Annotated in this window: 23 protein-coding genes; 21 read left to right on the plus strand and 2 right to left on the minus strand. The window is 54.8% G+C overall.

All coding sequences use genetic code 11. The features are described 5' to 3' along the window. Nucleotides 1–59: 59 nt before the first annotated feature. The 12 genes from C4S74_RS15480 to C4S74_RS15535 all read left to right on the plus strand — a co-directional run bounded on the left by C4S74_RS15480 (nt 60) and on the right by C4S74_RS15535 (nt 12,453). The gene (locus C4S74_RS15480) at nt 60–1,070 is read left to right on the plus strand and encodes an ABC transporter ATP-binding protein (protein ID WP_103996189.1); all 1,011 of its coding nucleotides are present in this window, start codon (nt 60–62) and stop codon (nt 1,068–1,070) included. Then, nucleotides 1,067–2,092 carry an ABC transporter ATP-binding protein gene (locus C4S74_RS15485; protein ID WP_103996190.1) on the plus strand — a complete coding sequence of 342 codons (1,026 nt, stop codon included), beginning with the start codon at nt 1,067–1,069 and terminating at the stop codon, nt 2,090–2,092. Before C4S74_RS15480 ends, C4S74_RS15485 begins: the two co-directional genes overlap by 4 nt. Before the next feature lie 53 nt (nt 2,093–2,145). Continuing rightward, nucleotides 2,146–3,099: an ABC transporter permease gene (locus C4S74_RS15490; RefSeq protein WP_103996191.1), complete on the plus strand. Its 954-nt coding sequence runs from the start codon at nt 2,146–2,148 to the stop codon at nt 3,097–3,099. Between the two features lie 20 nt (nt 3,100–3,119). Beyond that, a complete protein-coding gene (gene opp4C, locus C4S74_RS15495) occupies nt 3,120–4,040 on the plus strand; it encodes an oligopeptide ABC transporter permease (RefSeq protein ID WP_103996192.1) in 921 nt (306 codons plus the stop codon). A gap of 228 nt (nt 4,041–4,268) precedes the next feature. Then, nucleotides 4,269–5,000 carry a response regulator transcription factor gene (locus tag C4S74_RS15500; RefSeq protein WP_103996260.1) on the plus strand — a complete coding sequence of 244 codons (732 nt, stop codon included), beginning with the start codon at nt 4,269–4,271 and terminating at the stop codon, nt 4,998–5,000. Beyond that, nucleotides 4,981–6,036 (plus strand): cell wall metabolism sensor histidine kinase WalK, encoded by a 1,056-nt coding sequence (locus C4S74_RS15505; RefSeq protein WP_103996193.1) that lies wholly within the window; start codon nt 4,981–4,983, stop codon nt 6,034–6,036. The genes C4S74_RS15500 and C4S74_RS15505 overlap by 20 nt, the downstream gene beginning before the upstream one ends. Before the next feature lie 82 nt (nt 6,037–6,118). After that, entirely contained in the window at nt 6,119–7,039 is a 921-nt protein-coding gene (locus C4S74_RS15510) for an ABC transporter ATP-binding protein (protein ID WP_103996194.1), read from the plus strand. Beyond that, nucleotides 7,032–7,766 carry an ABC transporter permease gene (locus C4S74_RS15515; protein WP_103996195.1) on the plus strand — a complete coding sequence of 245 codons (735 nt, stop codon included), beginning with the start codon at nt 7,032–7,034 and terminating at the stop codon, nt 7,764–7,766. Before C4S74_RS15510 ends, C4S74_RS15515 begins: the two co-directional genes overlap by 8 nt. 15 nt (nt 7,767–7,781) lie before the next feature. Further along, nucleotides 7,782–8,609 carry an undecaprenyl-diphosphate phosphatase gene (locus tag C4S74_RS15520; RefSeq protein ID WP_103996196.1) on the plus strand — a complete coding sequence of 276 codons (828 nt, stop codon included), beginning with the start codon at nt 7,782–7,784 and terminating at the stop codon, nt 8,607–8,609. A gap of 108 nt (nt 8,610–8,717) precedes the next feature. Continuing rightward, nucleotides 8,718–9,677 carry an alpha/beta fold hydrolase gene (locus C4S74_RS15525; protein ID WP_103996197.1) on the plus strand — a complete coding sequence of 320 codons (960 nt, stop codon included), beginning with the start codon at nt 8,718–8,720 and terminating at the stop codon, nt 9,675–9,677. A gap of 188 nt (nt 9,678–9,865) precedes the next feature. Next, entirely contained in the window at nt 9,866–10,969 is a 1,104-nt protein-coding gene (locus C4S74_RS15530; protein WP_103996198.1) for a DUF3626 domain-containing protein, read from the plus strand. Between the two features lie 410 nt (nt 10,970–11,379). After that, nucleotides 11,380–12,453: a bifunctional 3-deoxy-7-phosphoheptulonate synthase/chorismate mutase gene (locus C4S74_RS15535; protein WP_103996199.1), complete on the plus strand. Its 1,074-nt coding sequence runs from the start codon at nt 11,380–11,382 to the stop codon at nt 12,451–12,453. 115 nt (nt 12,454–12,568) lie between these two features. Here the strand turns inward: C4S74_RS15535 and C4S74_RS26595 are convergent, their stop codons facing one another. Continuing rightward, the gene (locus C4S74_RS26595; protein ID WP_181024436.1) at nt 12,569–12,742 is read right to left on the minus strand and encodes a hypothetical protein; all 174 of its coding nucleotides are present in this window, start codon (nt 12,740–12,742) and stop codon (nt 12,569–12,571) included. 159 nt (nt 12,743–12,901) lie between these two features. Beyond that, complete coding sequence (locus C4S74_RS15540; protein ID WP_103996200.1) at nt 12,902–13,876, minus strand: copper amine oxidase N-terminal domain-containing protein; 975 nt, start codon at nt 13,874–13,876, stop codon at nt 12,902–12,904. A gap of 441 nt (nt 13,877–14,317) precedes the next feature. Between C4S74_RS15540 and C4S74_RS15545 the strand changes: the two genes are divergently transcribed. The 9 genes from C4S74_RS15545 to C4S74_RS15590 all read left to right on the plus strand — a co-directional run bounded on the left by C4S74_RS15545 (nt 14,318) and on the right by C4S74_RS15590 (nt 24,658). Next, entirely contained in the window at nt 14,318–15,742 is a 1,425-nt protein-coding gene (locus C4S74_RS15545) for an RtcB family protein (RefSeq protein ID WP_103996201.1), read from the plus strand. 5 nt (nt 15,743–15,747) lie between these two features. Next, the gene (locus C4S74_RS15550) at nt 15,748–16,302 is read left to right on the plus strand and encodes an RNA 2'-phosphotransferase (RefSeq protein ID WP_103996202.1); all 555 of its coding nucleotides are present in this window, start codon (nt 15,748–15,750) and stop codon (nt 16,300–16,302) included. Between the two features lie 95 nt (nt 16,303–16,397). Beyond that, nucleotides 16,398–17,591: an MFS transporter gene (locus C4S74_RS15555; protein ID WP_103996203.1), complete on the plus strand. Its 1,194-nt coding sequence runs from the start codon at nt 16,398–16,400 to the stop codon at nt 17,589–17,591. Between the two features lie 541 nt (nt 17,592–18,132). Next, nucleotides 18,133–19,767 (plus strand): AraC family transcriptional regulator, encoded by a 1,635-nt coding sequence (locus tag C4S74_RS15565; protein WP_103996205.1) that lies wholly within the window; start codon nt 18,133–18,135, stop codon nt 19,765–19,767. A 167-nt stretch (nt 19,768–19,934) separates the two neighbouring features. Further along, nucleotides 19,935–20,741: an alpha/beta hydrolase gene (locus C4S74_RS15570; protein ID WP_103996206.1), complete on the plus strand. Its 807-nt coding sequence runs from the start codon at nt 19,935–19,937 to the stop codon at nt 20,739–20,741. Between the two features lie 6 nt (nt 20,742–20,747). Then, a complete protein-coding gene (locus C4S74_RS15575) occupies nt 20,748–21,728 on the plus strand; it encodes an ABC transporter substrate-binding protein (protein WP_103996207.1) in 981 nt (326 codons plus the stop codon). A 28-nt stretch (nt 21,729–21,756) separates the two neighbouring features. Then, nucleotides 21,757–22,764, plus strand: a complete 1,008-nt coding sequence (locus C4S74_RS15580; protein ID WP_103996208.1) for an iron ABC transporter permease — start codon at nt 21,757–21,759, stop codon at nt 22,762–22,764. After that, the gene (locus C4S74_RS15585; protein WP_103996209.1) at nt 22,757–23,779 is read left to right on the plus strand and encodes an iron ABC transporter permease; all 1,023 of its coding nucleotides are present in this window, start codon (nt 22,757–22,759) and stop codon (nt 23,777–23,779) included. Before C4S74_RS15580 ends, C4S74_RS15585 begins: the two co-directional genes overlap by 8 nt. A gap of 15 nt (nt 23,780–23,794) precedes the next feature. Next, nucleotides 23,795–24,658 (plus strand): ABC transporter ATP-binding protein, encoded by an 864-nt coding sequence (locus tag C4S74_RS15590; RefSeq protein ID WP_103996210.1) that lies wholly within the window; start codon nt 23,795–23,797, stop codon nt 24,656–24,658. Nucleotide 24,659: the final 1 nt, after the last annotated feature.

Consider the following 24,659-nt stretch of genomic DNA (forward strand, 5'->3'; position numbering starts at 1 on the left):
GGTTCCGCCCGAAGCTGCTGCAGCGGGAACGGCCATTTTAACGGAAAAGGGGTGCAAGTATGCTGCCTGTGCTGGAAGTCCGCCGTCTTCAGACTGTTTTCAAGACGGGACGCGAAGAAGTGACAGCCGTGGATGAAGTCAGTTTTCAGCTTCTGCCCGGCGAAACGGTCGGAATTGTCGGCGAGTCCGGCAGCGGCAAAAGCGTAACGGCGCTGTCTGTCATGAGACTCTTGGGCAGAAGCGGCCGCATCGAGAAAGGCGATATCCTTTTCGAGGGAAGCAACCTGGCGCAATCGTCCGACCCGGAGCTGAGACGGCTGAGGGGCCGGGACATGTCGATGATTTTCCAGGAGCCGATGAGTTCGCTCAATCCGGTTTTTACGATCGGGGACCAGCTTCTGGAGGTCATCCGGCGGCATATGGATTTTTCCCGCAAAGAAGCACGGGCTTATGCCATTGAAATGCTCGGAAAAGTGGGACTTCCCCGCGCCGAAGTCCTGATGAAATCGTATCCTCACGCATTGTCTGGCGGCATGCGCCAAAGAGTCATGATTGCGATGGCGCTCGCCTGCAGCCCGAAGCTGCTGATCGCCGACGAGCCGACCACCGCGCTGGATGTGACCATTCAGGCTCAAATTCTGGAGCTGATGAAGCAGCTTCGCAAAGAGAGCGGGGCCGCCATCATGCTGATTACCCATGATTTGGGTGTTATCGCCGAGATGGCGGACCGGGTCGTGGTGATGTATGCGGGGCAAATCGTCGAGGAGGCGGATGTTTTCTCACTGTTCCGCGAGCCGCTTCATCCGTATACGAGAGGGCTGCTCAACTCCATGCCCAAAATTTCCGGTGACAACGCGCCGCTGGAAGCTATCCCGGGGACGGTGCCTTCCCTGAACCGGATGCCGAAAGGCTGCCGCTTTTATGCCCGGTGCGCATGGGCTTCCGCCGTCTGCGCAAGAGAGCAGCCGGAACTGACCGCACTGGACGGAGGCCGGCGGGTCCGGTGCTGGGTCTCCCAGGTAGAGGGAAGCTTGCCCGCAAAGCCGGTCCGCAAGGAGGCTGCCTTATGAGCGGCATGCCGGAATTTACTGCGGCGGACGAGGCGCCTCTCCTTCAAGTCGATCATCTCAAAACGTATTACCCCGTCAAAAGCGGCATTTTCTCCCGTACGACGGGCTACATCCGTGCAGTAGACGATGTGAGCCTGAGCATCCGCAAAGGCGAAACGCTGGGCCTCGTGGGAGAATCCGGCTGCGGCAAATCGACGATCGGCCGTTCCATCGTAAGGCTGGAAAATCCGGTGGGGGGACGGATTCTTTTCCGCAGCGAGGATATTACGGACAAAACCCGTCGGCAGTTAAAACCGGTAAGAACGCGGCTGCAAATGATTTTTCAAGATCCGTATTCTTCCCTGAATCCCCGTAAACGGGTGAGCGAGCTGCTGTCCGAGCCGTTCATCGCCCACAAGCTGGCGGACAAAAAGGACATTCCCGCACGAGTCGCCCGTCTTCTCGAATTGGTGGGGCTTCCCCGCGGTTCGGGAAACCGGTTCCCGCACGAGTTTTCGGGCGGACAGCGGCAAAGAATCGGTATCGCCCGGGCGATTTCGTTCGAGCCGGAGCTGATCGTATGCGACGAACCGGTTTCTGCGCTCGATGTGTCGATCCAGGCCCAGATTCTGAACCTGCTCGGCGACCTGCAGAAGGAATTGAAGCTGACCTATTTGTTCATCGCTCACGGAATAGGAGCGGTCAAATACATCAGTACCCGGATCGCGGTCATGTATTTGGGCAAAATCGTCGAGATCGGAAGCAAGGAAGAGCTGTTCCGGAACCCGAAGCATCCGTATACCCGGATTTTGCTGAATGCTTATCCGCCGCCGGACCCGGCAGCCCGCTCGGCAGGCCGGATCTTGATCCGCGGGGATGTGCCCAGTCCGGAGCATCCGCCTTCCGGGTGCAGGTTTCATACGCGCTGCCCGTATGTCCGGGATTTGTGCAGAACCGCCGAACCGCCGCTGGGCAGCGAAGCTCATGCCGCGGCTTGCCATTTTCCGCTGGACGAAGCGTCCGGCCTTCCCGTTCTGAAATAAGCCGAGAAACAACGGAAAATAACCGGCGAAAGGGAAAGGAGGAACTCCCGCTTATGCTTCCGTATGCGATCCGGCGGATTCTCATTGCCGTTCCCGTCTTATTCGGCATCACGGTCATTAATTTCTTCCTGATCAACATGGCTCCCGGCAATCCGGTCGACATGCTTATCGATCCGACGATGCCCAAGGAGCTGCTCGACGCGCGCAAGGAACTGCTGGGCCTTAACGATCCTTTATGGCTCCAGTATACAAAGTGGCTCGGTGGCCTGCTGCGCGGAGAGCTGGGGTATTCGTTCAGCTCTTATGCCCCCGTGAGCACCTTGATCGGCGAAAGGCTGGGACCCACCTTAGGGCTTGCGGCCGCTTCTCTGGCTCTCGGCCTGCTGATCGCCGTTCCCGTCGGCATTATAAGCGCGGTGCGGCAAAATACAAGATTCGACTACCTGATGACGGGGCTGTCCTTTATCGGGACGTCGATCCCGCAGTTTTTTTTCGGACTCAGCCTGATCTATATTTTTGCCGTCCGGCTGAAGGTTTTGCCGACGGGAGGAATGTACACGCTGGGAGCCGGTGAGGGCGTCTGGGATCTTATCCGGCATATGATTCTACCGGTCTTTGTGCTGGGCGTCTTTATCGCCGGCAAGAAGGTCCGGTACGTGAGGGCGAGCATGCTTGACGTGCTGAAACAGGATTATTTGCGGACCGCCCGGGCCAAAGGGCTGCATCCTTTTATCGTCATCAATAAGCATGCGCTCCGGAACGCGCTGATCCCGATGATTACCGTGATCGCGATGGAGATTCCTCTCCTGCTCGGGGGAAGCATTCTGATCGAGCAAATTTTCCAGTGGCCGGGGATCGGACAATTGACTATTCAATCCATCCTATCCAGGGATTATCCCACTCTGATGGGGCTGAATTTGGCGGCGGCTTGTATCGTTCTGGCAACCAATTTGCTGACCGATCTTCTGTACTCCGCAGCGGACCCGCGCATTCGTTACCATGCATAGATGAACAGGAGGTGGAAGCCGTGGCGTTAACCGAATGGAAGCTGGGAGAAACGAATTTCCGCAGAGGCACGGCAGAGGCAGAGACGGATTCCGAAACGGATTCGCCGAGACCGTGGCGGCAAGCGCTGCGGAAGTTCAGCCGGCATAGACTCGCCGTGGCCGGGGCACTCGTCACTCTGCTGCTCCTGGCCGCCGCTCTGCTTGCTCCCGTTATCGCACCGTACGATCCGGAGGAAGTGACCGGCTCATTTACGGCGGCTCCTTCCGCGGAGCATTGGCTGGGGACGGATCAGGTCGGCCGGGATGTATTCAGCCGGCTGATTTATGCGACGCGCGTATCGCTGATCGTCGGCTTCGCTTCGGTGCTGCTGTACGTGACATTCGGGACGCTGGCCGGTCTGGTGTCAGGTTACTTCGGAGGCTGGCTGGATATGGCGATCATGCGGATAACGGACATGTTCATGGCGTTTCCGTTTCTGATGGTCATACTGGTCGTTGTGGCCGTACTGGGTTCGGATATGAGCACGATCATTCTCGTTCTGGCCTTGTTTTCGTGGCCGGGTGTCGCCCGCCTGGTCAGGGGAAGCGTTCTGACGATCAAGCAGCTGGACTATGTGAGGGCGGGTATAGCCATGGGCTACGGCACGCCCCGAGTCTTGTTCGGGCATATTCTTCCGAATGCGGCCGGTCCCATTATCGTCCAGGCTACATTCGGGGTCGCTTCCGCCATTATGAGCGAAGCCGGACTCAGCTTCCTGGGCATGGGCGTCCAACCGCCGACCGCAAGTTGGGGCAACATGCTTACGGATGCCCAGTCCCTGACCGTGCTGACGGAACAGCCCTGGCTCTGGATTCCGCCGGGTGCCATGATTCTGCTCGTCGTGCTGAGCATAAACTTCGTCGGTGACGGACTGCGGGACGCTCTGGATTCCGAGCCGTAATAAACGTTTTCCTTTCAAGCCTTTTTTCCGCCGCTGGCCGGAAGAGAGGCTTTTTAGCGCTGTTTTGACCTGTTTGCCTCCCGTAATTTCGGCGAGAAAACTTTTCGGCTTTTATACAAGAGCCGCGTAAAAGCTCCGTACCTGCTCGTTTATTGGCTTTTGAAAAAGATTTCGGTAAACTGGGTGTACAAGTAGAGGGCAAAATTGTTGCGAAGCGGGTGCATCATGATGACGGAAATCCATATTCTCATAGCTGATGACGAGAAAGAAATCAGGGAGCTGCTGAAGACCTATCTGGAGAGAGAAACCTACACGGCGGACACGGCTCATAACGGGGAAGAAGCGCTCCGGCTTGCGCAGGAACGCTCCTACAGCCTGATCGTGCTGGACCTGATGATGCCGAAAATAGACGGAATCGAAGTGTGCAGAAGGCTTCGCCAGACGTCGAACGTGCCCATTCTGATGCTGACGGCCAAAGACCAGGAGGTGGATAAATTAGTCGGGCTGAGCATCGGAGCCGACGATTACATTACCAAACCTTTCAGTATTCACGAGGTGATCGCCAGGATCAAGGCGCATTTGCGAAGATACAAAGTGCTGGGCAGCGAAAACAGCGAGAGTAGTCCCGAAGCGAATACGGCTCTGACGTCAGGAGACTTAAAGCTGGACCCGAAGAAATTCATGCTGTCCAGAGACGGAGAAGAGATCGCGTTAACGGCAAAAGAGTTTGAACTGCTTAAATTTTTTATGACGCACCCCGAACAAGTTTTCACCAAAACCCAGATTTTCCGCCAAGTATGGAACAGCGACTATCTGGAAGACGACAATACGGTCATGGTTCACATCCGCAAGCTGCGGAAAAAAATCGAGGAAGATCCGTCGAATCCAAAAAGAATCGTCACGGTGTGGGGGATCGGATACAAATTCGCAGGAGAGAAATATGAAGAGAGATCCCGTTAAGCTTCTCGGCATGATTCATTTGCTTTTACTGGCGGCTTTGGCCTGGATGACGGCAGCCGGCACTCCGGACGGTATGGCGGGCGGGGTGCTTTTTGCCGCGCTTTTCGCTTCCGCAGCCGGGCTGCTCGCGTCCAGGTTCCGTTATACCGCCAGACTCCGGGACGTGAACCGTCAATTGGCAAGGGCGCTCCGAGGGAACGTGAACACCCGGATTTTGGCTAAGGACGACCCGGCCCTGAACGAAGTCATTTTCTCGGTCAATGAACTAATCGGGGAGCTGGACAAGCTGCAGATTAACACCATCAAAACCGAGGCGGGCCGCAAAAGGTTCCTGTCGAATATTTCTCACGACATCCGCACTCCGCTGACCTCCATCATCGGCTATATTGACGCTCTCAAAGACGGAGTGGCGGCAAGCGAGGAGCAAAGAGGGCAGTATCTGGACGTGCTGGCCCGGAAATCCGCCGCCTTGAAAAAGCTTATCGACGAAGTATTTCTGCTGGCTAAACTGGACGCGGACGAGGTCCGGTTGGAGCCCGCCAGGCTGGATCTGGCCGAAACGGTACGCGAAGCAGTCATCGAGTTTCTGCCGGAATTGCATAAAGCGGAGCTGGAGCTTGTTCTGGAGCTTCCCGAAGAGGCTTGTCCCGTTGTCGCGGACCGTGTCAGTCTTCTGCGGATGCTGAATAATCTGATTCAAAACGCCGTTAAGCACGGTGCGGACGGGAATAAGCTCGGCTTGGACTTGTCCCGTGGAACCGGAGAGTACCGCCTCACCATCTGGGACAACGGGGCGGGTATCCCGGCCGAGGAGCTCGGCCTTGTCTTTGACCGGATGTACAGGACGGATGCTTCGAGAAGCAGGACCGGCGGCGGGAGCGGGCTGGGACTGGCGATTGCGAAAGCTCTTGCCGAAAAGCACGGAGGGACGCTGGAAGCGGACAGCGATCCGGGCGTACGGACCGCTTTTTACCTGACACTGCCGGAACCGGGCAAGGGACTGCGGCCTGCGGGCGACGGTTTAAGAAACAATTAAGAACTTGTTAAGAGGTATTTAAAATCGGCTGCTTATCCTGAATACAGACAGAGAAAAGAAACATGTGGAGCAGGAGGGAACCATGAGCGCCATTATCAAAACAACGGGTTTGACCAAAACCTACGGGGATCAAAAAGCGGTGGACCGTCTGGAGCTTACCGTCGGACAGGGGCAGATTTACGGCTTTCTGGGGCGTAACGGGGCGGGGAAAACGACTACGATCCGGATGCTGCTGGGGTTGATTAAACCGACGGAAGGACAAATCGAACTATTCGGTGAAAATTTGTTCAAGCAGAAACGGAATTTATTGAGAAGAATCGGTTCGATCGTCGAGCATTCGGGTTTTTACGAAAATTTGACCGGAGCCGAAAATCTTCTTATCAACGCAAGGCTGATGGGGGTCCACAAAAAGACGGCGATTCAGGACGCGCTTGAAATCGTTAGTCTCCATCAGGAAACGAAAAAACTCGTCGGACAGTATTCGATGGGCATGAAGCAGCGTCTCGGCATAGCGAGAGCCGTTCTGCACCACCCGGAGCTGCTAATTCTGGACGAGCCGACCAACGGTCTCGATCCCATCGGGATCAAGGAAATCCGGAGGCTCATTAAATCGCTCGCCGAGGAAAGGAAAATGACGATTCTCATTTCCAGCCACATTTTGCCCGAAATCGAACAGTTGGCCGATCAGATCGGGATTGTTCACCAGGGACGTCTTTTGGAGGAAATTTCCTTCGAAGAACTGCGGAAGCGTAACCGCAAGCACTTGGAATTTCAAGTGTCGGACGATAATAAAGCGGCCATGCTGCTGGAGAAGGAGCTGGGCATTCACGATTACGAAGTCCGGGGAGAAGGAACGATCCGCATTTATTCCCATATCGGCCGTCAGGCCGGTCTGAACCGGTTGTTCGTGGAGAACGGCATCAACGTTTCCCGGCTCACGATCAGTGAAGACAGGCTGGAGGATTATTTTATCAAGCTGATTGGAGGCGGGACGATTGGTTAATCTGCTGTACACCGAGCTGCTGAAATTAAAACGCGCGAAAATGTTCCTGGTCAGCGTCATCGGAGCCTCCGCCGCGCCCGTCCTTATGTTTATCGGATTTCTCAACATGAAGAGCGAAAAACCGGAAACTTCCGTCACGTACGAGATCTCTTTCTACAACACGAATATGTATGTGCTGCTGCTCAGCGGGACGTTGCTGTACGGCGTCATTACGGCTTACCTGTTCAACCGGGAATATGTCGAGGACACGCTGAAAAATCTGCTCACAATTCCCGTATCGCGGACGAGCCTGCTTTTCAGCAAATTGCTCATGCTGCTGATCTGGATCCTTGCTTTGACGCTGGTGTCGTGGGGATTGACGTTCATATTCGGGCTGATCGGCGGATTCGACGGGCTCACGATCGACGTGATCCTCTATTCGCTCGGCCGGTATCTGATCGGGGCAGTCCTGCTCTTTCTGCTGTCTACCCCTGCGGTTTTCGTGACTTTCTGGTTCAAAAATTATGTGCCGACCATTATTTTCACCGCGATTGCGACTATGGTGAACGTGGCTCTGGTAGATAAGAAGTACAGCGCGCTGTTTCCCTGGTCGGCGGTTCACGTCGTCGCCAACAAAGCGTACGTGCCCGAATACCCGGTTCTGTATTCCGTCCTTGTCATTCTGGCCGCTTTTATCGCCGGATTGACGGCAACAGTCATTTATTTTAACAAATCGGATATTCATTAAAAAGGAGCACTCGCTATGAATCTTTGGGAAGTTTTTGCCGCGTTTATACTCGGACTGGTCGAAGGGTTTACGGAGTTCGCTCCGGTTTCATCCACCGGACATATGATTATCGTCGATGATGTCTGGTTCCAGACGAAAGATTTGTTTACTCCGCAGGCGGCCAACACATTCAAGGTTGTCATTCAGCTCGGCTCCATACTCGCCGTAGTCGTCCTGATGTGGGACCGTTTTATGAATCTGCTCGGGCTGAAAAAGCTGCCGGGGCAGGACGACGGAGGTCCGCGCCTCAATCTTCTTCAAGTCATCGTGGGACTTATTCCTTTCGGCGTACTCGGTGTTCTCTTCGAAGATTATATCGACGAGTATCTGTTCTCTACGCGTACCGTCGTTATCGGACTCGTACTCGGCGCTGTGCTCATGCTGATTGCGGAATGGCGGAAGCCGGCCGTCCCCAGGACGGACACGGTGGACCGTCTGACTTACAGGCAGGCGCTTGGCATGGGCTTGTTCCAGTGCCTTGCCATGTGGCCGGGTTTCTCCCGTTCGGGTTCTACCATTTCCGGGGGAGTGCTTCTGGGTCTGAGCCACAGGGCGGCGGCCGATTTTACGTTCATTATGGCCGTTCCCATCATGGCCGGAGCAAGCTTTCTGAAGCTCCTGAAAAGCTGGGATTCGATCCCTTCGGACGCCATTCCTTTTTTCGCCGTCGGTTTTGTAAGCGCCTTTGTGTTCGCCCTGATTTCCATCCGTTTCTTCCTGAAGCTGATCAACCGGATAAAGCTCGTTCCGTTCGCCATTTACCGGCTTGTGCTGGCGGCCGTTATCTACCTCGTACTGCTTTAGACGGCACAAAAATTGTAGTTGTTTTTTGCTTTGGCACGGTGATATGATCAAGGTAGTTTGGGAATAAACCTCCATTTATACATATTAGACAAGGAAGGAAAGTCCAAAATGCCACTAATCGATCTGCCGCTGGAAAAGCTGAAAGAGTATCAGGGAAGAAATCCGCGTCCGTCTGACTTTGACGAGTATTGGGAGCGTGCGCTGGCCGAACTGGATTCCGTAGACCCTGAGGTGGAGCTCGTCCCGTCGGACTTTCAAGTCACTTACGCCGAGTGCTTCGACCTTTATTTTACGGGGGTAAAAGGAGCCCGGATTCACGCGAAATACGTGAAGCCGAAAACGGACGGCAAGCCGCATCCCGCGGTTCTTCAGTTTCACGGCTATACCGGCCATGCCGGAGACTGGCTGGAGCGGCTTCCGTATGCCGCGCTCGGCTATTCGGTAGCGGCGCTGGACGTCCGCGGCCAGGGCGGCAAGTCCCAGGATATCGGCGGTATCGCGGGCAACACGCATCACGGCCACATTATCCGCGGACTGGATGAGCATCCGGATGAGCTGCTTTTCCGCCATGTATTCCTCGATACCGTCCGTCTGGCACGAATCGTGATGGATTTCGAAGAAGTGGACGGCAGCCGTGTCGCCACGATGGGCGGATCGCAGGGCGGCGCGCTGGCGCTAGCTTGCGCGGCACTGGAACCGCGGATCGCCAGGACGGCGGCCAACTTCCCGTTTCTGAGCGATTACAAACGCGTCTGGGAAATGGATCTGGCCAAGGACGCTTACGCGGAGCTGCGCACGTACTTCCGCTTCTTCGATCCCCAGCACAAGCGGGAAGAGGAAGTATTCTACAAGCTGGGCTATATCGACATCCAGCATTTGGCTCCCCGTATTAAGGCGGATATTTTGTTCGGCATCGGCCTGATGGACACCGTATGTCCGCCTTCTACGCAGTATGCGGTGCTGAATAAACTAAAGGCGCCGGTACAGCTGGAGATCTACCCCGATTTTGCCCACGAGGGGCTTCCGGGTATGAGCGATAAACAATTTATGTTTTTGCAGCAGCTATAAAATCGTGCGAAGGCCGGGGGAATTTTACCTTGGCCTTTTTTCGTGCAGGGCTTATAATTTCTAAAAAATCGTTCCGTGCCGTGTCTTGAATCGGGGCGGATCTCTTGGCCAAAACGTTTGTAAGCCGAATTGCGCAGCAGCTTGAGAAACATGCGAGGCGGATTCGGTTGTGAAGGGAGGATTTTGCGATGACGGAGCTGAATCGCTGCCAGAGGATGGCTCTGGAGGCTGTGGCAACGAAAGCGGAAGCGGCGCGGCCGCATGCGAAAGAGAAGGCGGCCGGGATTTTGCGTGAAGCTTCCTTTGACGCTCTTACCGCGGAAGAGCTATGTGAAGCGGTGTTGTCCCGCTCCCGCGTCACGCTGAATTTTCATCCGGACCGGCTCATCGCTGGCGGTCTTACCGTCGCGGAAGGGCTGCTGCGGGACGGGGAGTACCGGAGCCAGTTTGAAACGCGCATCTCAAACGGCGGCCTTAGCGCGTATCCCGGCGGAGACCGCGACCGCTGGGAGCGGAGTCTGTTCGCCGGAGCTTATCAGGCGGAGGATGCGCAGCCCTGCGACCGTCCGAAATACGGCGCGCTGAACGTGATGCGCTACGCGGACGGGGCGTCGCCGCGTTTCGGCTCCTGTTACTTCCGGCTGAAAGCCGGCGTCCTGGACCGGTGCACGTTTACCTACGGGGACAGTCATGCGCAGCCGGAACATGCGGGCACCCGCAAAAGGTTTATGCCCGTGCTCGCCGCGCTGCTCGAAGAGGTGCGGTCCACGGGCTCCGCGCTCGCTTCGGAAGCGGACGATGCGGGGCAGTTTGCGGCCCGCTTCCTGACCGCACCGGAAGATGACGGCGAGCACGGGCCGCGGCATTCCGGGGTCGGGCGTGCCCTCGACGACTACATCGAAGCACAGGTGCACGGCCCGCTCCGCCTGGAATCCGATGTAGAAGCGCTCGTCGCCGACCCGTCGTTCCGGGGCACGGCCGCCGGCGCGCAGCTTGGCACGCTCAGCGAGGCTTACGGCATCCCGCTCTGCTGGCACCCCGGCTTCCGGCTTGCCGCCGAACAGGTGCCGGACGATTTTCGCGGTCCCGTTATGCCCCCGCTTGCGAGGCGTGTCGCTGCCGTGTCCCGCGGTGCGGAGACGGATGCCGCGGGCGTGATCGATGCGGCCGCAATCGGCAGAGCCGCGCTCAGCCTGCATCGCCAGCCGGAAGCGTGGGGAGACTTCGGGACCCCTGCCGAGGTGCTTCAATATTTGAAGCAGCTGTGGCACGTGCTCGTCCGCTGCGGCTGATTGCGGGGTCTTCCGGACTGCTTTATCGCAATAAAGCAACTTCGCATTAAACCGGCAGCTTGCTTTTAATTTTCCGATTGGGTTAGAATGATTAAAATTACTTGTTGAACAGGCTGAGAAGGAGAGAGTAAGCGGATTGACGTTTATGACAGGAACGGACTGCCACCGACTGAGAGCGTCCGAGAAAATGTCCCCGCCGAAGTTCACTCCGGAGCCGGTCCCTGATGGACTGCCGCAAGCGGCATTCTTTAGGGTGACCCGTATTCCCTTCGTTACAGGGCCGAAAGTGAGAGAACCCCGCTTTTTTTATGCGTCCGTTCTCTCGAATAAGGGTGGTACCACGACTTCTCGTCCCTTGCGGAGGAGAGGTCTTTTTTTTATTTTCCGAACATCACAAAGGAGAGATCACAATGGCACAAGGAAATTTGGACGCATTGCGCGAACGGCTGGATACGATCAACGGACAACTGCTGGAGCTGCTCTCGGAGCGGGCTGAAATTGCTCAGGAAATCGGGCTGGAGAAGGAACGCCAGGGGGTTCCGAAATTCGATCCCGTCCGTGAGAAGAAGATGCTTGACGAGCTGGTGGCGCTCAATAAAGGCCCGTTCAGCCACGAGACGGTCCGGCACTTGTTCAAGCAAATTTTCAAGGCGTCGCTTAACCTGCAGGAGGAGGGCCAGAAGAAGCATCTGCTCGTAAGCCGCAAAAACAAGAGCGAGGACACGATCGTCACACTGGGAGACGGGATAGCGGTCGGTAACGGCAAGCCTGTCATGATTGCCGGACCGTGCTCCGTAGAAAGCTACGAACAGGTCCGGCAAGTCGCAGCCGTGCTGAAAGGAGCCGGTGTGACCGTCATGCGCGGAGGGGCGTTCAAACCCCGCACATCCCCTTACGATTTCCAGGGGCTCGGCATCGAAGGGCTCAAAATTCTTAAAGAAGTGGCCTCCGAATTCGGCCTCAAAACGATAAGTGAAATCGTCGACCCGGCCCATATCGAAATCGCCTGCGAATACATCGATGTGATCCAGATCGGCGCGCGCAACATGCAGAACTTCGAGCTGCTTAAAGCAGCCGGCGACGTGCGTGTTCCCGTCCTGCTGAAGCGGGGGCTGGCGGCCACGCTCGACGAGTTCCTGAATGCGGCGGAATATATCGTCTCCCGCGGCAACACGCAGGTTATGCTGATCGAGCGCGGGATCCGCACCTATGAGAAAGCGACCCGCAACACGCTCGACATTTCGGCCGTGCCGATCCTCAAGCAGGAGAGCCATCTGCCGGTGCTTGTCGATGTCACGCACTCTACGGGACGCAAAGATATTTTGGCGCCCTGTGCGAAAGCGGCGCTGGCCGCAGGCGCGGACGGCGTCATGGTCGAAGTCCATCCGGACCCGGCTACCGCCCTTTCAGACGCCGCGCAGCAGCTGAATTTCAAGGAATTCGCGGAATTCTACAAAACAGTAACGGAGTCCGGCCTGTTTTAAGGAGCTGCGGCCCGCATAGCGGTGCAGGTACACATACAGGTACACGTACAGGTAAAAAAGAACCGGCACGGCTCATTCTTTCCTCGGAAAGAACGGCCTGCCGGCTCTCTTTTTTTCAGACGAGACGGTAATCGTCTATTTTCTCGCCGTCTTCCCAGATTTCCAGGAACAGCGCATCGCAATCTTCGAAATCTTCCGGTTTAAGCGCCGTCGCTTTCTCCTCGTCCGGCGTTACGCACACATTTTCCGTACTTTCCCCGTTAAACGAGAGAACCACGTAAATCTTCATTGTCCATTCTCCTTCTTGTAGCTGAGTCCTCCTGTTATTATAAATTTCCTGATCGTTTTAAGCAAAAATAAGGAGGGCTGCTCAATGGATATGCCGTTAAGCGCTTCTGTCTACTATAGACAAGGTAGGTATGGGCCAATGTTATCGGATGCCTTTGAATTACTTGAGGCGCGAGTAGATCAGCCCCATTTTATATTCCGGCTCCGTCAGAGTGCCATTGTTAGTAAAGAGCAGGGCAGCTTTATAGGTGGCTGTCTCGAACTGATTAAAAATCGCCAGATTGTTCGATGCAAAGGCCATTTCGATCATGCCCTTCCGGTCCCCGCCGAAAAGCTGCTTGTAAAAAGCTTCCGCAAGCTCATCGGACCATATAAAGAAATCATCCTCGTTCTGCCCGTAAAAGGCGGACACCGTACCCGAAATTTCGCTGAACATATCGTAAATCTCGTCATACGTAGAATTCGGATCAATAAGATAAGTAACCTCAGTCAGCCCGGTGGAATCAAATTTAAAAGCAAGCTGGCTGTCGTTTTCCTCGACGAACTGGTTGTGATAGATTGCGTAATCGTATCCGTCTTTGTCGTCGGTATATTGGATGTACGGCTTTTGATTCAGCGTAGCCTGGACCTCGGCGGGACTCATTCCCCAGGTCCAATTTAAATAAGGATCGCTCACTGTAGAGCTGCCGCTTGATCCGTGTTCCGCGCTGCTGCGGATCACGATTTGCCGGGCGGATTCGTTCCAAATTACCCTATTGCCTGTCGCTTCGCCGATAAATCTCAAGGGAACGACTGTGTTGCCGTCCACATTCGCCGGCGCCGCCTCTAAAATCTTGGTTTCGCCATTAACGACCGCATGTTTGTTGTTGATTTGCAAGACGATAGATAGTCCGTCTTTGCGGCCCGTGACGGTGTTGGTTTTGGAGTTCCATTCCACGGTCAGGCCCAGTTCTTCAAAAATAGGACGGAATTGGACGAGCGTTACCCCGGATTCAATCGCAGGCTCAACGTCGAAATGCACCCGTTCGTTTTGTATAAAAACTTTAACGGGGTCACTGGCAAAAACGCTGGCGGGCATTGCGAATGAAGCCGCAAGCAGGGCGGACAAAAGTGCGGTTTTTGTTTTACGGTTCAAAATGAGGTTCCCCTTTACTAGTTGAAGTCTTTTTGGCAATCGTCTCACAAACAGTTAGGACTTTCAACCTATATTATGGAAAATAATCCGGTTATTCAATCTTTATACGCGCTTATTTCTTAACTTCATGGAAAATTATAATTATTTTTTCCCAGTGGAACGGATTGACAATTCACCGGGGCAGATCGTATGATAGGTACAATTATTCGAAAGGAGGCCGGAACCAATGACATTTATCATCTCGCTCACTTATCAAACGAACAGAGAAGTCCATTTCACCGGTCTCGACGGGATCATGTGAAAGTTGGTCAGGCGCGTGCGTTAACGCTTGCGAACCTGAATGACAGAGCTGAAGAAGACAGCCATGGACGCCGGGTCCATGGTTTTTTTGCGTTTGTTTTTTCAAAATGAAGTTTTTCAACCAGGAAAGGAAGTCTATCTATGAAAGAAAACTATTACCGCCAGGTAAAACTGCCCTCGGGGACCGTTCACGTGTATGCCGGACCGTCCTTGTATGAGGCGCTGGACTATAAAGTATTCGAAATGGCGAACAACAATTTGCAAATCCCGAACGGGGTTTACATGAGCTATACACCGGACGTTCACGTCGGGGTCGGAACATGCATCGGCACGACGGCCGTATGGAACCGTGAGGACGGGTATGTGTCTCCATCCATCGTGGGGAGCGATATTGGCTGCGGCATGAGGGTTCATCTGACGAATGTGCACAAGGACGAGTTGAAGGATTTAAAGCTGCGGAAGAAGCTGGTGCAGACGATCGAGAAATATTTGCCGGTTGATTCCCATACACGCGGACATTTTTCCGACATTCGTTTGGAGAACGTGGTGAAAAAAGGGCTTCACGGCCTTCCGAAAAAGTACATTCCCGACGGCTACACGCCGCGTAAAGCCAAATCGCTGACTCACGTGGAATCAAGCCGCTTCTTTTTTGACGAGGACTCGCTGAACCGGCTGCCGGAAAACGTCTGGCACCGTTCCCACCGCCAGCTCGGAACACTGGGGGGAGGCAATCATTTCGCCGAAATCCAGTCGGTGGAAATTGCCGAAGAAAACCGGGCGACGGCGGAAGCATGGGGGTTGTTTGACGGTCAGGTGATCGTCATGATCCATTCCGGTTCGCGCGCATGGGGCGGATCGGTGAGCCAGATTTGCGGCAGCGACATCAAACGAATGATGCGGGCCGAAGGTATTGGGACGGCCGATCCTAATCTGCTGTTCGCCTCCTTGGATCATCCGCTAGCCATGCGGTACACGGATCTGATGTATTCGGCGCTGAACTACGCGGTCGTCAACCGTCATCTAATCGCGTATGCGATCCGCGAAGCGGGTAAAGACGTGTTCGGTTCCAAATTCGAGCTGGCCACCCTCTATGATCTGATGCATAACTATGCGTGGGAGGAAGATAGGGAAGAAGAAGGCCGCCGGGTGTTCGTCCACCGCAAGGGTGCCACACGAGCGCTTCCCGCAAATCATCCGGATAATCCCGAGCCGTACGCTACGACGGGTCATCCCGCTTTAATTCCGGGCTCGATGGGAACTTCTTCTTATATTATGGTGGGCGCGGACGGGGGAAAAGCCAATTATCATTCCATCTGTCACGGAGCGGGACGCATACGATCCCGCAGCGCCACGAAAAGGCTTGTCACGGTGGATGAATTTTCCGCCAGTATGCGCGTAGGCCAGGAGGACGAGGTCGTCGTGAACCAGCGATCCCTCGAAACGATCCTCGACGAGTCGCCTCAGGCTTATAAAGACGTGGATCAGATTATCGAAAGCGTCGTCGGTGCGGGCCTCGCGTCCGTCGTAGCCAAATGCAAGCCGATGGCGGTCGTAAAAGGAGTTTGATACCAATGGCAGCGTCAAAAGAAGATATGCGCTTAAGCAAGCTGATGAGCAAAATGCTGCGGCATACGCCCGGAGATTTCGGGCTTATCCTCGACAGGGAAGGTTTTTGCCCGCTGGGAAGCTTTTTGAACGTTTTAAACCGTGTGTCCGGATTCGAAAGTATACTCACGGAAGATGTACAGAGAGTGGTTCGTGAATCCGAAAAGCAGAGATTCGAGATTGCGGACGGTCATATCCGGGCCAGATACGGGCACAGCCACGAGAGAATCACATACGATGCGGCAGAACCGCCTCCCGTACTCTATCACGGGACAAACCGCCAAGCAGTCCCGCAGATCTTGTCTCAAGGAATCCTGCCCATGTCGCGCCAATATGTCCATCTTTCCGAAGGGCTGCATTTCGCCTCTTTAGCGGGAAAAAGGAGAGGAGAACTCGTCATTCTCGAGGTAGATACGGCTAGGGCCCGGCAGGACGGCATACGGTTTTATTACGCCGGAAACGAGGTGTGGCTGGCCGACCGGATACCGGCCGACTGCTGCTGTCCCCTTTCCGGTTCATAAACAACCGGCGGCCTGCGGGGTGGAGTTTGTTCCACAAGCGTGCTAACATAGATCGTTGTGTTACTGAACAGCGGAAAGGGGATCAAACGGACATCATGAATCATGCACATCTTGCGGGAACAACGGAAACGGCCAAGGACCGGTTCCCGCTGGCACTCGTTTCCTTAACGTGCGGAGCTTTCGCGATCGGGATGACGGAATTTGTCATCATGGGGCTGCTGCCCAACGTGGCGGGCGACCTTCACGTCACCATCCCGCATGCGGGCCAGCTGATTACGGGATACGCGCTCGGAGTAGCCGTCGGCGCTCCTTTGCTGGCTGTCGCAACACACAGGCTGCCGCAGAAAATGCTGCTCTGCCTGCTGATGGTGCTCTTTATCCTCGGCAACGCGGTTGCGGCCATCGCGCCGAATTACGGCCTGCTGATGGGGGCAAGGCTGCTCACTGCGCTGGCACACGGCACTTTCTTCGGCGTCGGTTCGGTTATCGCCGCCAATCTGGTGAAGCCCAACCGGAGGGCTGCGGCGGTCTCGATTATGATGGCGGGGCTTACGATCGCCAACATAATCGGCGTTCCGTTCGGCACGTTTATCGGCCAGAATATGGGCTGGCGGGCATCGTTCGGAGCCGTGGCTGTTATGGGGGTCATCTCGCTCGCCGGAATCATTGCTTTGATCCCGGTCATTCCCCGGGAAGAGTCATCAAGCCTTGTCCGGCAGATTCGGGCGCTGGCGCAGCCGAGACTGCTCCTTGTTCTCCTTACGGGAGCCATCGGCTGCAGCAGTCTGTTTACGGTATTCACTTATATCGCTCCGCTTCTGGAGCAGGTTACCGGCTATGCGGAGCATAGTGTGACGTGGATTCTGGTTTTGTTCGGCTTCGGCGTCACATTCGGCAATATTCTGGGCGGAAAGCTGGCGGACTGGAAGCTGATGCCGGTGATGATCAGCAGTTTCGCCGTATTGTCGCTTATCTTGGCCGTTTTCGCTTATACGGTTAAAATGCCGGCAGCGGCCGTGGTCACGATTTTTATATGGGGCATAGCCGCTTTCGGTGTGCTGCCGGGCCTTCAGGTCAAAATTATGACGCTGGCCAAAGACGCTCCCGCTCTTGCTTCGACGTCTAATCATTCGGCCTTGAATCTCGGAAATGCCGGGGGAGCTTTCCTTGGCGGCATGGTCATTAACCAGGCGGGTTTAACGGCGCTGCCTTGGACGGGAGCGGTTTTGTCCCTGATCGGGATGCTGCTTGCCCTCTGGGTGTTCGCACTGGACAGAAAAACGGCCTGATCTCGCGAGAGAAGTTGGGCGGCAGTGAGTGTCAGGATGGGGCCCGGCGACCCAGTCGTTCGGGGGCGAGCTTTTCCGCACCGCGCGAAGCTCCCGGCATGTGGTGATCGGCGTCTTATGGCGGTGGTTAACCACATGCCTCTGCACTGCCGGGAAAATACGCTGCTGTTTAGCACCGCAGTCTTGGGCATTGCAAGGTGATAAATACCGAACCCGGCGAAGATGCCTGAACCGCCAGAACTAAAAAAGACCGCACAAAAGATGTGCGGTCTTTTTTTTGTTCGGATAAAGAGGAAGACCGGGCCATCTGTACTGGAAGGAGGGCGATTGGTGCTGGTATCCGCACTTGTCTTTGAGGAAGTGTGCCGGAGCTTTTCCACTATTTCCGCTTCGGAAAGAAGGATGAATTTCTTTTCTCGGCAAAAGAAACCGATTCTCAACGTCGCGGACATCTGCTATAATCAAATGATATTGAGAATCATTATCATAAATGACGGACTCCTGAGCGGAACGACAGCCAGCACCATTGGAGGGGAAAGAATTGAGTGACATTCCGACTACCGGCGAAAACATACGCCCGGATTTAGCATTATCCGCAGCGAATGCTTCCTATAAATTGCGTCAGGTGGAAATCATCAAAGCCGGGGAGAGCTGGGAAATGGATTACCGGCTTATCGATACGCACATGCTGATCGCGGTTACAGCCGGCGAAGGAACGCTCAAACGGGACGGTGCACTCAGCCGCCTCGGTGATAATAACGTACATATATGCCTGCCCGGCCAGGTAATCGGAATGAAGGCGGAAGGAAGCGGGCTGGAGCTTACTCTCGCCGGCTTCGATCTTTTCTATGAGGATGAAACGGGAGAAAGCCTCGAAAAAGGAACCTGGAGGGGCCCTCAGGTACTTAATGTTCAGCCTTTGCCGCAGCTCCCCGTACTGAGCGGAGCGCTTCACACCTTCTGGCACGGCAGCGATCCGCTCGACCGGCTGAAAGCCGAGGCGGGATTTCTTGACCTGTTCCATGCGATCTGCTCTTATACGCGGGACGAATCCCGGCAGGATGCCCGGAGCGCTCTCGAACGGACCCGCCACTATATCGAAAATAACTACCAGACGAACATCACGATCGATGAACTAGCGCGTATGGCTGAAGTATCGCCGAAGTATTACGGGGATTTGTTTAAAAAAACATACGGGCTGAGCGTGATCGATTATTTGACCGAGCAGCGGGTCAACCGGGCCAAGCAGTTGATGGCGTTATCCCAATCCCGTCTTAAAGATATCGCTCATGTCGTGGGTTATCAGGACGAGTTTTATTTCAGCCGGAAGTTCAAACAGGAAGTGGGCGTTTCGCCGACCGTTTATATGAAGAACCGGAGGAAAAAAATCGCGGTCCATCAATCCCACCTGATCGGCCAGCTGCTGGCCATTCATCATCTTCCGTATGCGGCCCCTCTGCATCCCAAGTGGACCGGCCACTATTACGAGCGCTATCGTTCCGATATTCCCGTCCATCTGAGTGCCTACCGGTACAGCGAAGACTGGGAGCACAACATCGAGAAGCTCCGCGAAACACGCCCGGATCTTATCATTTCGATGGATACCCTTAATCCCGGTGAAAAAGAGCGCCTGGAGCAGGCGGGCAAAGTGCTGTACATTCCGGAGCGGCAGCTGGACTGGCGGGAGCAGCTGCTCCTTATCGCCGCCTATCTGGACCGCACGGCCGAAGCGCAGGCGTGGCTCGATAAATTCGACGGCCGTGTGGAGTCACTCCGTAGCAGGTTGCGGAAGCGGGCAGGGGAAGAAACATTTCTGCTGATCAGCCTGCATAAGCAGGAGATCCGGGTTTGCGGAACCCGCAGCATGGGCGACGTGTTTTTTCATGAGCTGGGCATGAAGCCGGCCTTCGAGTATGTGCGGGACCGGATCAATGTGCCGATCCATCCGGAGCAGCTCGCGGAACTTGCGGCAGACCATCTCCTCGTCAACGTCTGCCAGGAATCGGAGACGCTCCGGCGGTGGCGCGACCTGCAGGCGACGGCTCTTTGGCGGGATCTTAAGGCCGTGCGGATGAACCGGGTTTACGAAATCCCTTCGGATCCGTGGAGGGAATACTCGGCTTCCGGCCACGAACGTATTCTGGATGAAGTGGAAAAACTGTTTTTGCGGAAATAGTCCAGCATGAAATCCGGTTATTGTCCATGTCCCGTCAAAGGAACGTGGGTTACAATATCAATTGAGAATTGTTATCAATACAAATAAACAAAAAAGAACCTCCCTCTTTTTTTGTTGTTAAGTGATAATGATTCTCATTTTTACAAAGATAGCGTTGGGGGAATGGCATGGAACACGGCAGAGAGAGAGGAAGTCTGGAACACCAGGTTTTTCAGGGCAGGGCGCTGAGCATTTACACACCACCGTCTTACGGCTTAACGAAGCACCGCTATCCGGTCATGTATGTCAATGATCCGTCCGACTATATGGATACGGCCTCTAACGAGGCGGTGACCCGTATGGAAGAGCTGTTCCGGGAGAAGAAGCTGCCGGAAATGATTCTTGTCGGGCTGGAGCCGCATGAACGACTGGATGAATATACGCCTTGGCCCGCGAAGGCGCTGGTCGAAACGGTCCCGGATTTCGGGGGATTCGGCAAAAAGTATCTGGACCTAGTGGTTCACGAGCTTAAGCCTTATATCGACGCTCGTTACGAGACGCGAACGGGACCTTTCGATACGGGAATGATAGGAGCTTCGCTCGGCGGTTTGATCTCGATGTTTGCGGCTTATGAGCATCCCGGTGTTTTCGGGAAAATCGGCTGCATTTCAGGTTCCTTCTGGTATGAAGGGTTCACCGAATACATGGCGGAGCGCAAGCTGGCCGACAAGGGACAGAGGTTTTACATGTATGTGGGGGATCAGGAAGGCGTCGGCAAGAAAACGATTCAGAGTGCCATGATGGCCAGAACTAGGCAGGCCTACACGCAACTTGCGGACTCCGGTTTTGGCGGAGCCAGACTGCGTCTGGTTATCGGAGAAGGCGGCCATCACCAGGTTCCCGTATTCGTGGAACAGTTTCCAGAAGCATTGATATGGATTTTCGGTAGAGATACAAAAACAAATACAATTTTTCCGGATACGGAGAGGGGTTAGAGAAAAATGAAAAAAACATGGGTGGCAGCCGGTCTGGTTGCGGTAACACTACTATCTTCCGCATGCGGAGCGCAAAAAGAAGCGGCCAATACAGGCGGAGCCGAAGCGACCAAAAGTCCGGCGGCTACGGCGGCAGGCAATAACGAACCCCGCAAAATTACATACCTCGGCAAAGAATATACCGTTGCCGCCAAAGCGGAGCGCATCGTAATCGCGGGCTCCATGGAATCGATGGAAGACGCTCTCGTGCTGGGCGTGAAGCCGGTCGGCGCGATTTCGGTCGGCGGCAAATTCCCCGATATGTTCAAGAGCATTACGGATAAAGCGGAACCCGTCGGCGAGAAGACACAGCCGAATGTGGAGACGATTCTGAAGCTGAAGCCCGATGTCATTCTCGGTTCCACTAAATTTCCTGCCGAAATGATGGAAAAGCTGAACAAGGTTAAAGTTACGCTCCCGATCTCCCATGTTTCGACCGATTGGGAAGCGAACCTTAATGTGCTGGCGGAACTGACCGGTCATCAGGATAAAGCTAAAGAAGTCATCGAGAAGTACAAGAAAGACGCCGCCGCCGCGAAAGAAAAGCTCGGCAATTCCCTGAAAGACAAAAAAGTGCTGGTGCTCCGTGTACGTGCGGGCAGCATCGCCATTTATCCGGCCGGCGTGTTCTTCAACCCTTCGCTCTATACCGATCTGGGTCTCGCCGTTCCGAGCGAAGTGAAAGAAGCCAAGGCGCAGCAGCTGATCTCGCTGGAGAAATTGTCCGAGATCAATCCGGACTATATGTTCGTCCAATTCTCGGAAGACGAGAACAAAGAGCAGCCGAAAGCGCTGGAAGATCTGGAGAAAAATCCGATCTGGCAAAGTATCAACGCCGTGAAAAACAAAAAAGTGTTCGTTAACGTCGTAGACCCGCTGGCTCAGGGAGGAACGTCGTACAGCAAGATCAAGTTCCTTGAGGCCGCTCTTCCGAAGCTTACCAACTAAATTTCAAACACAAAGCGAGTAATCCGATATGAAAAGAAGTCTGGCAAAGCCCCAATGGATCTTATGGGTTTCACCGGTGATCATCGCGTTCACCATCGTGCTGTCCGTTCTTTACGGAGCCAAACAAATTCATCTGCAAACGGTCATGGACGCCTTGTTCCATTTCGATCCGGGTAACGTCGATCATCAGATTATCCGGACCTCCCGTTTGCCCAGAGTAGTGGGGGCGCTTCTAATCGGAGCGTTCCTTGCCATATCGGGCGCGCTCATGCAGGGGATGACAAGGAACTACCTTGCATCCCCTTCCATCATGGGGGTGACCGACGGCTCGGCGTTTGTCATTACGCTCTGCATGATTTTCCTGCCCAATTCGTCTTCATTGGATATGATTTTCTATTCCCTGATCGGCTCCGCGCTCGGGGTCGGCATCGTCTTCGGGCTTGCCTCGCTGCTCCCGAACGGATTGACGCCTGTGCGGATGGCGATCGTCGGCACAGTTATCGGTACGTTCCTCAGCAGCGTTTCGGCGGCTTTTTCCATGTATTTTCAGAAATCGCAGAACATAAGCTTCTGGTACAACGCGAGACTTCATCAACTTGACCCCAAGCTGATTCTGCTTTGCATTCCTTTCGCGATTGTCGGTCTTATCGCCGCCTTCCGGATTGCGAAATCGATCACGATTCTCTCGCTCGGAGAAGAAGTCGCGATAAATCTGGGGCAAAGGACACTTCTGGTGAAGATCGTCGCCATGGGCGCGGTCGTTATTCTCACAGGGATTTCCGTAGCTCTGGCCGGCAAAATCGGATTTGTGGGGCTCATTATTCCCCATATTACCCGCTTCCTGATCGGCATCGACTACAAATGGGTCATTCCGTGCGCCGGTGTGCTGGGCGGTATATTCCTCGCTCTGGCGGACATTCTCAGCCGGTTCCTGAATTATCCGTATGAAATGCCGATCGGAGTCGTGACCGCTATTATCGGCGTGCCGTTTTTCCTGTATCTGGCCAGGACGAGAGGCGGGGAAAAGCATGCCTAAGCAATCGTTCAGCCGATATACGCTGGTACTCCTTGTCGGCATAGGACTCATCGCGATCGCCGCATACACAAGCTTGACGAACGGCTCGTTCGATATTACGGTCCGGGATGTGCTGCATACGCTCTTGCGCATAAATCCGAGTCCGGAAAATGATCTCGTCATTCTCGAATTCCGGCTGCCGCGTATTGTTATCGCGGGTCTGGTCGGCATGGGACTCGCCATCGCGGGAACCGTCATTCAGGGAATTACCCGCAACGGGCTGGCGGATCCGGGTATTCTCGGTATTAACGCCGGAGCCGGGGCTGCCATCGTTATCTTCATGTTTTTCTTTCAGGGCAAGCTGCATGGAACAGGCTGGTGGGGGATTATGACGATGCCCTTGTTCGGACTGGTCGGAGGGCTTGCATCCGCCGTTCTCATTTACCTGTTTTCCTGGAAAAACGGGCGAATCGATTCCCAGCGTCTGATTTTGACGGGGATCGCGATCGGGGCCGGATTCAGCGCGCTGGCTTTGTTCCTGACGCTCAAGATGGATGCCAAAGATTTCGAAATGGCCGCCGTCTGGACTTCGGGCAGCATTTACAGCGCCAACTGGAAATATGTCGTTTCCATTTTGCCGTGGCTCATTATCCTGATTCCGTTGATACGGAGAAGCGCGTACACCCTGGACCTTTTCCAGCTTGAAGAGAGCAGTGTGAAAAGTCTGGGTGTCCGTGTGGAAAGGCAGAAGGGGATTCTTCTGCTCGGCAGTATCGGACTTGTCAGCGCGTGCGTGTCCGTCTCCGGAGGTATCGGCTTTATCGGGCTGATGTCGCCGCATATCGCCAAACGTCTGGTCGGCGTTCACCATAACCGCGTTCTGCCGGTCAGCGCCGTTATCGGCATGCTGCTGGTGATCGGATCGGATTTCATCGCCAAAACGGTGTTTGATCCGGTCGAGCTGCCTGTTGGGGTCGTTATTTCGATCATAGGCGTTCCGTATTTTATTTATCTGCTGTTTAAGGCCAAAGCATAGAGGGAGTGTTCGTCCTTGAGTATCATACGTGTGGAGAATCTGGAAACGTGTTATGAGAAAAACACCGTGTTCCGTGATCTCAATTTTGAGGTGAAGGAAGGGGAGGTCACGACGATCATCGGGCCTAACGGCTGCGGGAAATCGACGCTGCTCAAAACGATCGGGCGCATTCTGAAGCAGAAGAACGGGACTGTTTTTTTCCGCGGCCAAAATTTGAGTTCGATTCCGACCCGGAAGATCGCTCAGCATATCGCGCTGCTGCCGCAGAATCCCATCGCTCCTTCGGAGCTTAAAGTCGAAGAGCTCGTGTCGTACGGACGCTATCCGCACCGTAAAAACCTGAACAGACTGTCTCCCCGGGACAAAGAAGTGATCGAGTGGGCGCTCGAAGTTACGAACGTGGCTGCTTTCCGGGACCGGGAAATCGGGAGTCTGTCGGGCGGGCAGCGGCAGAAGGTGTGGCTGGCGATGGCTTTCGCTCAGGATACCGAAGTGCTGCTGCTCGACGAACCGACGACTTTCCTGGACATGGCCCACCAGCTGGAAGTGCTCCAGATCGTAGAGAAAATGAATATGGAGCGGAAGCAGACGATCGTGATGGTGCTCCACGACATCAACCATGCGGCGCGGTTCTCCCACCGGATCGTCGCTATGAAGGGCGGACAGATTATCGCGGCCGGGCATCCGCACGAAATTATTACCAGAGAAGTGCTCAACCAGGTGTTCCATATCGATGCCCGGATTATGCTGGACCCGGAGAACGGGGCGCCGGTCTGTTACGGGTATGAAAGCTATCTGCGCAATAAAGCGGCGGCATCGGCATCGCCGGGAGGCGGAACGGAACCGCAAAAAGAAACGGTAGGCGAAGGAGTGAGGTAGA

The sequence above is a fragment of the Paenibacillus sp. UNC499MF genome (assembly GCF_900107975.1).
In the GTDB taxonomy this organism is placed as follows: domain Bacteria; phylum Bacillota; class Bacilli; order Paenibacillales; family NBRC-103111; genus Paenibacillus_F.